This is a genomic window from Escherichia sp. Lx600-2 (assembly GCF_036662595.1).
GTDB classification, from domain to species: domain Bacteria; phylum Pseudomonadota; class Gammaproteobacteria; order Enterobacterales; family Enterobacteriaceae; genus Escherichia; species Escherichia coli.
The window spans coordinates 1-12,975 of sequence record NZ_JAYQWM010000091.1; the positions used below are offsets into that span (position 1 = coordinate 1).

Annotated in this window: 11 protein-coding genes; 4 read left to right on the forward strand and 7 right to left on the reverse strand. The window is 45.1% G+C overall.

Features of this window, described 5'->3' with window-relative positions; all coding sequences use genetic code 11:
* The first annotated feature begins 237 nt into the window (after nt 1-237).
* On the forward strand, nt 238-1,137 hold the full coding sequence (locus OQV04_RS20680; protein ID WP_332642755.1) for an AraC family transcriptional regulator: 900 nt from the start codon (nt 238-240) through the stop codon (nt 1,135-1,137).
* A 68-nt stretch (nt 1,138-1,205) separates the two neighbouring features.
* Here the strand turns inward: OQV04_RS20680 and OQV04_RS20685 are convergent, their stop codons facing one another.
* The 7 genes from OQV04_RS20685 to soxR all read right to left on the reverse strand — a co-directional run bounded on the left by OQV04_RS20685 (nt 1,206) and on the right by soxR (nt 7,936).
* Nucleotides 1,206-2,102, reverse strand: a complete 897-nt coding sequence (locus OQV04_RS20685) for a SphA family protein (RefSeq protein ID WP_332642757.1) — start codon at nt 2,100-2,102, stop codon at nt 1,206-1,208.
* 72 nt (nt 2,103-2,174) lie between these two features.
* Nucleotides 2,175-3,788, reverse strand: a complete 1,614-nt coding sequence (locus OQV04_RS20690) for a phytoene desaturase family protein (RefSeq protein WP_042848461.1) — start codon at nt 3,786-3,788, stop codon at nt 2,175-2,177.
* Nucleotides 3,789-3,791: 3 nt separating this feature from the next.
* Nucleotides 3,792-4,574, reverse strand: a complete 783-nt coding sequence (locus OQV04_RS20695) for a cyclase family protein (protein ID WP_272678424.1) — start codon at nt 4,572-4,574, stop codon at nt 3,792-3,794.
* Nucleotides 4,575-4,588: 14 nt separating this feature from the next.
* Nucleotides 4,589-5,125, reverse strand: coding sequence for a flavin reductase family protein (locus OQV04_RS20700; RefSeq protein ID WP_225833164.1), 537 nt, complete (start codon nt 5,123-5,125; stop codon nt 4,589-4,591).
* A 14-nt stretch (nt 5,126-5,139) separates the two neighbouring features.
* Nucleotides 5,140-6,384 (reverse strand): styrene monooxygenase/indole monooxygenase family protein, encoded by a 1,245-nt coding sequence (locus tag OQV04_RS20705; RefSeq protein ID WP_048608776.1) that lies wholly within the window; start codon nt 6,382-6,384, stop codon nt 5,140-5,142.
* A 35-nt stretch (nt 6,385-6,419) separates the two neighbouring features.
* Nucleotides 6,420-7,205 carry an SDR family oxidoreductase gene (locus OQV04_RS20710; protein WP_272678426.1) on the reverse strand — a complete coding sequence of 262 codons (786 nt, stop codon included), beginning with the start codon at nt 7,203-7,205 and terminating at the stop codon, nt 6,420-6,422.
* 233 nt (nt 7,206-7,438) lie between these two features.
* Nucleotides 7,439-7,936, reverse strand: a complete 498-nt coding sequence (gene soxR / locus OQV04_RS20715) for a redox-sensitive transcriptional activator SoxR (protein WP_042848467.1) — start codon at nt 7,934-7,936, stop codon at nt 7,439-7,441.
* Between the two features lie 99 nt (nt 7,937-8,035).
* On the opposite strand from soxR, the gene OQV04_RS20720 reads away from it, so the two are divergent.
* From OQV04_RS20720 to OQV04_RS20730, 3 genes are read left to right on the forward strand one after another with little or no spacing between them, the layout of a single operon-like run.
* Entirely contained in the window at nt 8,036-8,464 is a 429-nt protein-coding gene (locus OQV04_RS20720; RefSeq protein WP_042848469.1) for a DoxX family protein, read from the forward strand.
* A 12-nt stretch (nt 8,465-8,476) separates the two neighbouring features.
* A complete protein-coding gene (locus OQV04_RS20725) occupies nt 8,477-9,586 on the forward strand; it encodes an efflux RND transporter periplasmic adaptor subunit (RefSeq protein ID WP_272678428.1) in 1,110 nt (369 codons plus the stop codon).
* Nucleotides 9,587-9,596: 10 nt separating this feature from the next.
* On the forward strand, nt 9,597-12,701 hold the full coding sequence (locus OQV04_RS20730; RefSeq protein ID WP_042848472.1) for a MexW/MexI family multidrug efflux RND transporter permease subunit: 3,105 nt from the start codon (nt 9,597-9,599) through the stop codon (nt 12,699-12,701).
* Nucleotides 12,702-12,975: the final 274 nt, after the last annotated feature.

Sequence of the window (12,975 nt, forward strand, 5' to 3'; positions counted from 1 at the left end):
GTCACATCATTAATCGTATACAATAACCATTTGAATTAATTTATAAAAAATATAAAAAAAGATAACAATGCAGCTAAAGATTGACCAAATATGAAATAAAGCTGAAAAATAATTTTGGAGGTACCTCCGATGTTGAGCAACTCGTGGCCCCATTCACCTGCACCTCAGATTGAAAATCAGCTCTGTTCTTCCGAGCGCTTATTGTTTACATCCGCAGATCCCGAGGAGATCAAGTCCATGGTTGGTCGGGTGATGAAGCCCCATCAGTTTCATTTACTCAACCCACATCAACGCCTTGATGCCCGTATGCATTATATTCCCATGGGGGATATTTCGCTGAGCCGTCTACGATATGGCGCTGATGTTACTATTGCTCCAGGGCAACTGCAGGACTTTTTCCTAGTACAAATGCCGTTGTCTGGCAGTGCGACCATTGAAAGTGGCGGAAAATGTATAGAGTCCACACCACAAATGGCATCGTTACTTAGCCCAGAAGAATCAACAACCATGCGTTGGAATAGCGATAACGATCAGTTTATGTTGCGTATTTCTCGCTCCTTACTAGAACGGTCTTTAGTTGGCCAGCTAGGACACACTTTAGATAAACCATTAGTTTTTCAGTTGGGTTTTGCATGGCAATCCTGTATTGCATGGCGCACCTTAATGAATTACTTAATTGAATGTGCTACACGTACACCGGATCTACTACAACATAAGTTGATCACCACACAAGTTGAGCAATTGGTTTCTGTCACTCTTCTCTCCACCCAAGGCCATAACTATACTGAAGATTCTGGAATGCGCAGAGCCACAATCCGTCCTCGCCATGTCAGGCGTGTGCAGGAATACTTAGAAGCTCATGCCCATGAACCTATTACAGTTGAGCAACTAGCCCACATTGCGGGAGTCAGTTTACGTAGCTTATATGCTGGCTTTAAAGAGTTTTTAGATATTAGCCCAATGCAATATCTACGCGATTTACGAATGGAACGGGTAAGAGCCGAACTGCTTTCTGGGGAAGCGACCAGTGTCACGGGAGTCGCATTACGTTGGGGATTTGCTCATATGGGACGTTTTAGTGCGGAATATAAACAACGATATGGTGAAACGCCGAGCCAAAGTCTGAAAAAAGCCTAAATGATGTCTTACACAAAGCCCTACATCGCTATTCTAACACGGTGTAGGGCTTTAATTTATTATACTCGTTAGAATGGAATGGCCGCTTTTAAATAAATTTGCGATCCTTCTGGGCGGTTTCTCACTTCAAAATCTTTTTCCCATTTAGCCGTAAATAACCAGCCTTGAGGGTTGGCATAACGAATGGATGGCCCTATCGAATAGGCTCGGGCTTTTCCTTGTGCTGAATTTGGCCCACTATCATTTGTTGTTTGCATAAAAGCATACCCGCCAATCCCTGCAACCCAACCATTTTCAAAGCCCCAGCCTAAGCCATAATCAGCATGAAATGCTTGGCCTGAACGTGTTTTTGTATCGTTATTACGGAAGTTAAAATCATACATCATTTTTAAATCGGCATTCACACCAACTGGGGGAATATAACTTATTGCCCAGACAGGCTGTAATGCCCAGTAATTTTTCCCCAGACTTGATGGGTCAGTTTTACTGTATTTCCCTGTTGGGGCGTAGGCATCTAACCCCACCACATAGTGTAAATCTGCCGATGGATGAAAACCTAAGGCTGGTCCAAATGTCACATCGCCAAGGCCACGGCTGTTGTCTTTCTGACCTGCTGCCTTTGCGGTAACATCCAATAATGGCACAATCGTATGGAAAGCTAAGTCACCACCAAACACTTTTTGGTCTGTCACCCAAATCAGCCTTGGCGCTAATACATTCACATTTACACTAAAACCCGGCACAGGGATTTTATCCCCTTTGTTATCGCGAATACTGTCATAATGCGCATTTCCACCATATATCAGTACATGGACACCTTGTGGTGGTAGCGCCCCTGACATAAAGTTTTCGAGACCATCGGGATAAACACCTAATCCACCACCTTCGGTAGCGACCGCACCAAATGAAAGAATACTGAGACACGAACCTGCAACAAGCCTACTGATTATTTTTGTTTTCATCATATTTCCTGCCATAGTGGGTTGTCTTACTGTGTGTGCTTTGCCTGCGATAGTACAAATCCATTGCTGATTTATTTATGTCCTACGTTTGACTGCCAATTTTTGTGCAACAAGGTAACCAGAGCCACCACCAAGCCCGGGGCCGGGATGTGTTGATGCGCCAATATGAAAGAGATTTTTTACTGCTGTTTGATGTGCTTTTGTTTGCCCCGTCGCCGCAAAAGGGCGTAACCAAAAGAATTGGTCTGGTGAGCAAGTCCCTGAGTAAGGATCACCGCCGACGAGATTGCAGTTATAGCGTTCAAGATCAGCTGGAGAAATCGCTTTACGGCCGACAATCAGTGAAGAGAACCCCGGCATAACTTGTTCTAAACGCTGCTGTATCCGATCAGCTACTGCTTCACGCACTTGCTCATTCCACTTTCCATCTTCTGGAATTGAAATTTCACCAGCACTATCACCTTTTAAGGTGCGAGGAAGCTCCTGCATTTGAACCCATAAAATCCACCCTCCATCGGGGGCCCTGCTTGGGTCAAGCGCTGTCGGCTGACCAATACCAAACGTCGGTTTATCAGGTAAGTAACCGTTATTCGCTTGGGCCACAGACAAACAAACCTGTTCCATACTTTCCGTAAAATGAACCAAAGGAACATGAAGAAGCTCAGGGTTACACCAAGGAGGAGGAGCACTCAGTGCAAAATGGATTTGCATCCCCGCACGCCCATAACGATAACCGTTTGACCTTTGCTTTATTTGTGGGGAAACATTATCAAGCAATACGCCATATAACTGAGTCGGGGTAACGTTGCATATCACGCTCTCTGAAGCGCTAATGTCCTGCCCATTAGCCCTAACCCCTGTTGCTCGGCTATTCTTCCCGAGGCCTTGAGTAATAATTTTTTCAACGTGCATCCCTGTTTTGAGCTGCCCACCATGGGCTTCGATAACCTTCGAAAACGCCTCAACAATGCGCTCGCTCCCACCTTTTACAACAGGCATACCACCAGCAACTACCGCTGCAAATGTGAGTTTCCCAATTAGCGCAGAACTCGCTTCATCAGGCCCTAACCCTGTATGTAATACCCAAGGCGCCATTAAAGCTCGGCTAAAATCATGTTGTAGCTCACGCTCAGACCAACGGCGAAAGCTTTCTATTCCAGACTTAGCAAAATCCAATAACCCATCTACACCTCGTTTGCGCCATTGCGAAAATAATAATTTCAACATGCCCGCACTGTATGGGTTTTGCCCTAATAAACCAAATGTCAGTGCTGCGTCTTGGTTAAATAGCGTCTCTGCCATTTTACGAAATGCCGTACCGTCTCCCGGTGCTAAACTATCAAGTTGCTTTGCTGCTTCAGCAATATCGCGCTTTAATGCAACAGACTGACCATCTGGCTGAACTAACCCTGTCGAATAATCACATTGGCAAAACTCTAAACCATATTTTTTTAAATAAGGTTCGAGTTCCTGATAACCGGGACTGCCTACGAATAACGAATACCAGCAAGACAGTAAGTCGTGGGTATATCCCTCAAATAAATTTTCAGTACGAATGCAGCCCCCTAAGCGGTCATTACGCTCTAGAACCAGTACTGATTTACCGCGTACCGCCAATAAGGCGGCACACATTAATGAGTTCATCCCGCTGCCAACAACAATGACTTGAGGGTGAGAGTGTGTTGTCATAAATCACCCCACCAGCGCTAGTACACGTAATGGGCTACCTGAGCCCCCTTCAATTTTTAAAGGAGCGGCAACAATGACGACGCCAGTTGCAGGTAATTTATCGAGGTTTTTTAAACATTGCAGGCCATATTTATTGCTGCCATGCATCAATGTGTGACAGGGATATGCAATTGGCCAGCGATAAGATTGCCCTGCATCAGTATTAATAGTCTCAACACCAAACCCTTTCACATCACGCTCATGAATAAGCCACTCAACCGCTTCTTGCGATGGTCCGGGTGTGTGTGCACCATCTTCGTGCATATTTACATATTCCACAGGGTTATCGGTCTTTTTTGACCAATCCGTCCGAAATAATACCCATGCCCCTTTTGGGATTTTGCCGTGTTTGTGTTCCCATTGTTGTAGAAACTCTACCGTCAGTACCCAATCTGCATTGTTAGCCACTTCTTGGCTGGCATCGACCACAACCGCTGGTGCCACAAAATTTTCGACAGGGATCGTATCTACGGTATTATTGGCTTGGTCTTTGCCGCTTATCCAATGAATAGGTGCATCAAAATGGGTTCCTGTATGTTCCCCACAACTAAAATTATTCCAATACCACCCAGGGCCGTTATCATCGTAGCGGGAAATTTGTTCCATACTAAATGACCATACTTGCCCAAATTGTTCGGGTAACTGCAAGGCAGGAAACGATGGGGATAATGTCTGCGTCAAGTCAACAACGCGAATATTGCCCTGTTGCAATTCTTTTACGAATGTCATCAATGCTGGCTGGTTCATAATCTCTCCTACACCTAAAGGGCTTCATGTAAAGCGGTAAACGTGCCACCATGGAAAACCAGCGGCTTACCTGTCTCACTGCTAATCCGCCGAACATGTCCCACCATTAATAGGTGATCACCGATATGGTCTTGTTTATGATTTTCGCAAACTAAGGTGGCTATCGCGCCATGTAGCGCGGGGACACCTTCTGGCGTTACATGGGTCGCCACATCTGCAAATTTATTTTCGATGCGTGGGTTAGCAAAACGCATGGCCAGTTCTTGGTGCTCTTTACCTAAAATATTGATAGTGAAATGACGGCAATCACGAAACACAGATAAATTTGGTGAATGGTTAACTAGGCTCCATAACACCAATGGTGGGTCGAGTGATAACGATGCAAATGAGTTAATTGTTAACCCAACGTCACGGCCATCCGCTGCACGTGTGATCACAACCGCGACCCCTGTTGGATAACAACCGAGTAAATTGCGCAAGGCTTTAGGTTCAAATTCGGTATGGCCCCATTCCCTATCACACATGAATGTATCCTCTGCAATCATAGACATATTGGACTCCCCTTTTAGGCTCGAGCTTCTTCCATCATTTGTGATTGGATGTAAGCCTCGCAAGCTGCCCCATCTTTCCACCAAGGAAATAAGACTGGTGGGTAGTTGAATGCATTAGCGATAGTATGAGAGAGAGATGGCAACTGTTGAGCGGCATCCAAGAGATGTAAAATATGCGGTTCAGGAGGAGCCAATAAAGAGTTTGTCCACTCAACAACATAGCGACCATATTTCCAGAATTGTTCGAAAGTGTCGTTCATCCACTGGGCGGTATAAGGTTTATCTCCATGCGCTAAGATAGCGTCATAGTAAACTTTGCTGGCTTTCGTCGCATTGTTTGAACCTTGCCCTGTCAACGGATCATTGGTGACTAGCGCATCACCTAAGCCGAACACAATTTTACCTGATGGCAGCGTTAACACGGGCTTACGCACTGTCGGCGCAAATCGTCCCGCTAGAATACCGTTATCATCTGTTAGCTCAATGTTATGGCAGCGCTCCCCTTCCCATGGTAAATAGGTGTTAAGGATCTTTTTACTGTAAGCCAAATGTTCTTGGGGAGTACGCGCCTCGTTCCATTGGTCCATTGGCCCACCGGGGACCCCTTCAAAGACCATAATGTGGCAATCACCGCTGTTCGTCAGAGAAGGGAATACGAAATATTCACCAACTCCAGGGATCAAGTTAAATGAAACTTGTGAATATTCAGGGGTTGGTAACATGCCGTGGACATAGGTCAATGCCAAAGCTCGCTGAGGTTTATCATACGGCGAACGGGTTTCATCACGCTCAAGGAGCTTGACTATTTCACCTTTGCCCCCTGCTAATATTACTAAATCATGGGTTTCCGCTAGGCGTTCGAGCTCTGCAATACCCACATCTTCAATACGTAAATTACCGCCACGAGCCGCAAATAGCTCCATCCAATATGGCATTTTGATACGCTGATCAACGGCTTGCGCATAGTTATCTAAGCGAGACCGCCATGTGATGGCTTTTTCACCCGCTTTTTCTGGATGTGGAACCGTAAAACCAATACCTTCAACGGGTGGGCAATCTTCTTCCCAAAAATTTAGCCCTAAATCACGCTCAAATTGTAGTGAAATATCGAACATGCACTGGCTCGACATCACACGGCCTTTTTTCACATCATCTGGCGTACGGTTTGTTGCAACTGTGACTTCATAGCCTTTATCGAGCAAGCCTAAAGCTAATGGCATACCCGCTTGACCACCACCTACGATAGCAATACGACGCATAGTATTTTCCTCTGCAAAGTCTTTAATATGGTGTCTTATTCAGCAAGACGGGGAATTGCGGGTTTAGCCTGTTCGGGTCCCATAGCCGAGTAACCGCCATCAACGGCGTAATCTGCGCCAGTGACAAAGCTCGCTAGGTCAGAAAGAAGGAACGCGACAACTTGAGCAACTTCTTCAGGGTCGCCAACGCGTTTTAATAAGTGGTAATCCGCAGCTACGCGGTCTGTTTTTTGCCGGTTGCCCCCCGTTATTTCATCCATGACACGAGACCAAATCCAACCCGGTGACACAGAGTTCACACGGACCCCGTCCTGCGCATAATCCATCGCTTGGCTACGAGTGACCTCTAACATAGTGGCTTTAGATGCGGGATATAACCAACGACCAGTTTGCGCAACGCTAGAAGAGATACTGGTGAAATTAACTATCGCCCCTTTACCCGACTTCGCTAAATGAGGTTTGGCAAACTGAGCCGCCATGACGGCACTGACAACATTAATATTTAAGGCAGTTAGCCAATCTTGCCTTGTGGATGACTGGCCTTCATCAAGATAAGTGGCGGCCAGATTAACTAAAAAATCGAGTTGACCATATTTTTGCGCAACACGGTCAATTCCCTGCTTAAGCTGCTGATCATCGGTAATATCTACTGGAAGAAAATCAATATTCGGCTCATTTTGAACAACTTTTTCACCATTCACTGCATCAATATCGAAAATAGTGACCGTCACGCCGTAATCGCTCAATATTTTCGCCACGGTTGCACCAATTTTGGTCGCACCTCCGGTAACGATGGCAATTTTACTATTTAAACCTCTCATCTTCGGCATCCTCTTTTTTACTCTCATTTAATTACAATGATTTCACAAAAAATTAACATGACGAATAATTACGCAAAAATAGCCAAAAGCTGTAGCCGATGGACGCAAAAATTATCCATTCAGTGCGGCAATTTAAATAATAATGTGTTGATATACCTAAACAAATAGCCACTTTTTGCAGTGGCTATCCAAATGGTGAGAAATGTGATGGGATGCAGGTAAGGGGAAATGACTTATGGGCGTTCCAAAATTCGTGCGCCGGGGCCTCTTTTTCCCAATACATCATCAGGGTTGCGAAGCGGGCAATCACTCAGTGATAAACAACCACAGCCAATACAATTATCTAATTCATTGCGCAAACGAGTTAACTGCCTGATCCGCTTATCTAAAGAAGAGCGCCACTGGGTGGACATTTCTTTCCATTGTTCCGATGTGAGTGAACTATTCGCAGGAAAACGCCCCAAAGCTTCTTGAATTTCATGTAGTGGTATCCCCGTACTTTGCGCAACTTTAATGATGGCAATATAACGCAGAACCACAGAGTGAAAACGTCGTTGATTTCCTTGCGTGCGTGTACTTTGGATCAACCCTTTTGACTCGTAAAAATGAACTGTCGACACCGCCACACCTGCACGTTTAGCTACCTCACCAACGGTTAATGCCCTTGTAAAATCTATTTTTTTTCCACTTTCTTTACGTGGTTTTATCGCTTTCGTGTCTTTCTCTGCCATTTTTGCGTCCCTTAGCTTGACCTCAACTTAACTTAAGGTTTTATAGTGCCACCCTGCAAGTTTGTCAATTGACATTATTTTTTTAAAGGGGATAGGTTTATGCCATCGGTGATCACCAAATTGTTAGAAAGCAACAGCTTATGGATTATTGCTCGTTTGCTGATCTTGGTTTTATTTATTTCATCTGGTTTAGCCAAAGTTTTTGATTATGAGAATAGCCTTGCCGAAATGCGTGCTGCCGGTCTGCACCCGGATTGGTTTTTCAATATCGCATCTGCTTTTGTCATGTTAGCCGCTTCCGTTCTGGTGCTTTTCAACCGCCTTTTATGGCTTGGAACTGGTGCTCTAGCCGTATTTTTGTTTCTCACTATTGTGATTGTTCATACCTTTTGGAGCTATACAGGGGAAGAAGCCAAAATCGCTATGTTTTGGGCGATTGAGCATATTTCAGTCATCGGTGGCTTAATCGCTGTCGCTATTGCAGGGCATTTTCGAGGTCTTTATTTCGCGTTAAAAACGCAGAAATAGAAGGAAAATCTAATGAATAAAAAAACAATAATCATACTGTGTTCAATTTTAATTGCTGCAGGGGGCGGTAGTGCTATCTATTCTACCTATGCACAAAATGAAGATAATAAACAAGCTGCTTACCAGTACCCTCCCGTTAAAGTCGCGTTAGCCCCAGTCAGTTTAAACACGGCTCCACGAACTTTCTACGGAGTAGGTGAACTTGAAGCAGGAAGCCAAGTGCTAGTGGCAGCTGAAACCAGTGGCCGCATAACTAAAATTGCTTTTGGATCTGGTCAGCAAGTCAAAAAAGGCCAGCTATTAGTGCAACTCAATGATGCGGTTGAGCAAGCCGATTTATCGCGTTATCAAGCACAGTTGCGTAATGCTGCTCGTTTATACGAAAGAACCCGTTCCCTCGCAACACAGCATTTAGTCGCAGAAGCTCAAGTTGATAGTACACGGGCGGAACGCGATATCGCTCAAGGTTTGATCCGTCAAACCCAAGCTCTGATTGCGCAAAAAACCATCGTCGCACCTTTCGATGGCACAATAGGTATTCGCCAAGTACACGAAGGGCAATATTTGAGCCCCGGAGAAACTGTCGCTAGCCTTGTCAATACGAAAGCATTAAAGCTCAATTTTTCATTAGATGAGCAGGCATCCCCCGAACTCCATCTGGGGCAGATTGTCGATATTACTGTCGATGCCTACCCAAATAAAACATTCCCAGCTCGGATCACTGCCATTGACCCATTAATCGGCAAATCTCGCACTATTGCCTTACAAGCAACATTAGACAATAGCGATGGGACACTGAAAGCTGGCATGTACGCCAATGTCAATGTGGTGCGCCAAGTCAGCAATCAAGTCCTCACCATCCCAGAAACTGCGGTTACTTATACTGCCTATGGCGATACCGTATTCATTACGCAAGGCGAAGGTAGCGCCATGACAGTTAAACGCGTTTCGGTGAAAACGGGGCAACGTTGGGATGGAAAAATAGAAATAGAGCAAGGGTTAACTGCCGACGATAAAGTCGTGACTTCAGGGCAATTACGCTTAAACGATGGTTCTGCGGTGACGCCTGTCGCACAAGACACCTTGTCTGAACCAATGACTCCGACCGTTCAAGGTTCTTAAGGAAGGCGCAATGAAATTTACTGATATTTTTGTTCGCCGGCCTGTCTTAGCTCTGGTCGTCAGCGCACTTATCGTGTTAATTGGCTTATTTGCACTAAGCAAGCTACCTATTCGCCAATATCCACAACTTGAAAGTGCAACTATTACCATTACGACACAATACCCCGGGGCATCAGCAAAGCTGATGCAAGGTTTTGTGACGCAACCTATTGCCCAAGCGGTTTCCTCAGTCGAGGGGGTCGATTATCTATCCTCATCCTCAGTACAAGGTAGCAGCCTTGTCACTGTACGAATGGAACTTAATCGAGACTCTACCCAAGCTCTTGCTCAAGTAATGGCTAAAGTAAACCAAGTTCGTTATAAGTTACCGAAAGAAGCTTATGACCCTGTTATTGAGCTTTCTTCTGGGGAATCCACCGCAGTTGCCTATATTGGCTTTTCCAGTACTAATTTATCGATACCGGCGCTAACGGATTATATCTCCCGCGTTATTGAGCCGATGTATTCCTCTATTGACGGCGTCGCCAAAGTCCAAGTTTTTGGTGGGCAACAACTTGCTATGCGTTTATGGCTTGATGCCGATAAGCTTGCAGGGCGAGGGCTAACAGCCGCCGACGTCGCACAAGCTGTGCGCCAAAATAACTACCAAGCAGCTCCCGGAAAAATTAAAGGTGAATTCGTTATTTCTAACGTTTATGTTAATAGCGACCTCACCAATGTTGATGAATTCCGTGATCTGGTGATCCGAAATGACGGTAATGGATTAGTCCGCCTGAAAGATGTAGGAACCATTGAACTGGGCGCTTCATCCACTGAAACAAGTGGTTTGATGAATGGGGAGCCGGCTATTTACCTTGGTTTGTTTGCGACACCAACGGGAAACCCGTTAGTAATTGTTGATGGCATGAATCAATTAATGCCTGATATCACTAAAACCTTACCTCCGGGTGTTAAGGTGGAAATGGCATTTGAAACCTCACGCTTTATTAAAGCCTCTATTGACCAAGTGATCAGCACCTTAATTGAAGCCTTGCTCATTGTCATTGTGGTTATTTACCTGTGTTTAGGCTCAATTCGCAGTGTCATCATTCCAATCTTAGCCATTCCGTTATCAATGTTAGGTGCAGCCGCACTGATGATGGCTTTCGGCTTTAGTGTTAACTTGCTCACCTTGCTAGCAATGGTACTCGCCATTGGGCTCGTTGTGGATGACGCTATCGTTGTTGTCGAAAACGTTCATCGCCACATTGAGGAAGGGAAATCCCCTGTTTTAGCTGCATTAATTGGGGCTCGTGAAGTTGCAGGCCCTGTGATCGCGATGACCATTACCTTAGCCGCGGTATACGCCCCAATCGGCTTGATGTCAGGTTTAACTGGCGCGTTATTTAAAGAGTTTGCTCTAACGCTAGCAGGCGCAGTGATTGTCTCAGGTATTGTGGCGTTAACCCTTTCCCCTGTGATGAGCTCTTTCATGCTCAATTCAAAACAAAACGAAGGGCGCATGGCGCGAATGGCTGAAACGTTCTTCAGTACGTTAGCTCATTACTATACTATTGTATTGAATTTTTCTTTGAAAAACCGTTGGTTAACAGGTGTTATTGCAGTTGCGGTCTTTATCAGTTTGCCCCTACTTTACCAATCTGCTCCGCGTGAATTAGCCCCTGTTGAAGACCAATCTAGCGTATTAACCGCTATTAAATCGCCACAACACGCTAACCTAGAGTATGTTGAACGTTTCTCACGTAAATTACATGATGTTTTCATGGAGTTACCGGAAACAGAAAGCACATGGATTATTAACGGCACTGATGGCCCTTCCGCTAGTTTTGGGGGAACAAACCTCTCCTCATGGGAACAACGCGAGCGCCCTGCGTCGGCTATCCAAGCTGACTTACAAGGACGTGTTGGAGATGTTGAAGGAAATAGTATCTTTGTCTTCCAGTTACCTGCATTGCCGGGCTCAACAGGGGGACTACCGGTGCAAATGGTACTACGAAGCTCACAAGATTATTCCGTGCTTTACAAAACCATGGAAGAGATCAAACAGCAAGCGCGTGAAAGTGGGTTATTTATGGTGGTGGATAGCGACCTTGACTATAACAACCCAGTGGTTGAAGTCCGCATTAATCGTTCAAAAGCAAATAGTTTGGGGATCAGGATGCAAGATATTGGTGAATCCCTGACTTTATTAGTGGGTGAAAACTATATCAACCGCTTTGGAATGGATGGGCGCTCCTATGATGTGATCCCACAGAGTATTCGCAGCCAACGACTAACCCCTGACGCACTGTCACGGCACTATGTAAAATCGGAAGCGGGAACGATGATCCCACTGTCAACTGTCGTAGATATCAATACGCAAGTTGAACCCAATAAGCTCACGCAATTTAATCAACAAAATGCGGCTATTTTCCAAGCAATTCCGGCTCCGGGAGTCACACTCGGCCAAGCAGTTGCTTATTTAGATGGCATTGCCAGTGAACTACCTGCCGGCTTCAGCCATGACTGGCAATCCGATTCGCGCCAATATAAACAAGAAGGTAACACCCTCGCCTTTGCCTTTATGGCGGCGCTCATCATCATTTATTTAGTTTTAGCTGCCCAATATGAAAGTTTAGTCGACCCACTGATTATCTTGATCACTGTTCCTTTATCTATTTGTGGAGCCTTGATCCCACTCGCGCTGGGTTATGCAACGTTGAATATTTATACCCAAATTGGCTTAGTGACATTAATCGGTTTAATCAGTAAACACGGCATATTAATGGTGGAATTTGCGAATGAGTTACAGGCCAATGAAGGTTTGGACAAACGCCATGCTATCCTCAAAGCAGCACAAATTCGCTTACGCCCAATCCTAATGACAACAGCAGCGATGGTCATTGGTTTAGTACCTTTGTTATTCGCGACAGGGGCAGGCGCCAATAGCCGCTTTGGATTAGGTTTGGTGATCGTAACAGGGATGCTAGTTGGCACGTTATTTACTTTATTTGTTCTGCCCACCATATATTCATTACTTGCCCGTAATCATAGTGCGACTGCACTGACACCAAGGCGTTATGAGCTTGCTGAAGCTAACCGCCTGATAAAAGAAACAGAGGAGGCTTCTCAATGAGCAATACGTTATCTGGTCGTTACCAAAGAAATAGTCGAACTGCGGATACAGTGGAAGTCGATGCAAATACAATGAGTAATAGTATGACAATGTTATTAATTTACCATGGGCTACCCCCTGTAATAGGGAAAAACCACCCGACAGGCAACAACCCTCACGGCAATAAGCCAACTCGCTAATCAGGCGATTAAATATAAATGGTATTACATTCCATGTAATACCATTTTTCTATTAACCCTCGTAGAAAGCGAAAACTAAGTTCCCCTCACGAATT

Excerpts from the sequence above, each read along its gene's own strand:
- OQV04_RS20680 (WP_332642755.1), top strand. The coding sequence starts at position 238 with ATGGTTGGTCGGGTGATGAAGCCCCATCAGTTTCATTTACTCAACCCA.
- OQV04_RS20685 (WP_332642757.1), bottom strand. The coding sequence starts at position 2,102 with ATGATGAAAACAAAAATAATCAGTAGGCTTGTTGCAGGTTCGTGTCTC.
- OQV04_RS20690 (WP_042848461.1), bottom strand. The coding sequence starts at position 3,788 with ATGACAACACACTCTCACCCTCAAGTCATTGTTGTTGGCAGCGGGATG.
- OQV04_RS20695 (WP_272678424.1), bottom strand. The coding sequence starts at position 4,574 with ATGAACCAGCCAGCATTGATGACATTCGTAAAAGAATTGCAACAGGGC.
- OQV04_RS20700 (WP_225833164.1), bottom strand. The coding sequence starts at position 5,125 with ATGTCTATGATTGCAGAGGATACATTCATGTGTGATAGGGAATGGGGC.
- OQV04_RS20705 (WP_048608776.1), bottom strand. The coding sequence starts at position 6,384 with ATGCGTCGTATTGCTATCGTAGGTGGTGGTCAAGCGGGTATGCCATTA.
- OQV04_RS20710 (WP_272678426.1), bottom strand. The coding sequence starts at position 7,205 with ATGAGAGGTTTAAATAGTAAAATTGCCATCGTTACCGGAGGTGCGACC.
- soxR (WP_042848467.1), bottom strand. The coding sequence starts at position 7,936 with ATGGCAGAGAAAGACACGAAAGCGATAAAACCACGTAAAGAAAGTGGA.
- OQV04_RS20720 (WP_042848469.1), top strand. The coding sequence starts at position 8,036 with ATGCCATCGGTGATCACCAAATTGTTAGAAAGCAACAGCTTATGGATT.
- OQV04_RS20725 (WP_272678428.1), top strand. The coding sequence starts at position 8,477 with ATGAATAAAAAAACAATAATCATACTGTGTTCAATTTTAATTGCTGCA.
- OQV04_RS20730 (WP_042848472.1), top strand. The coding sequence starts at position 9,597 with ATGAAATTTACTGATATTTTTGTTCGCCGGCCTGTCTTAGCTCTGGTC.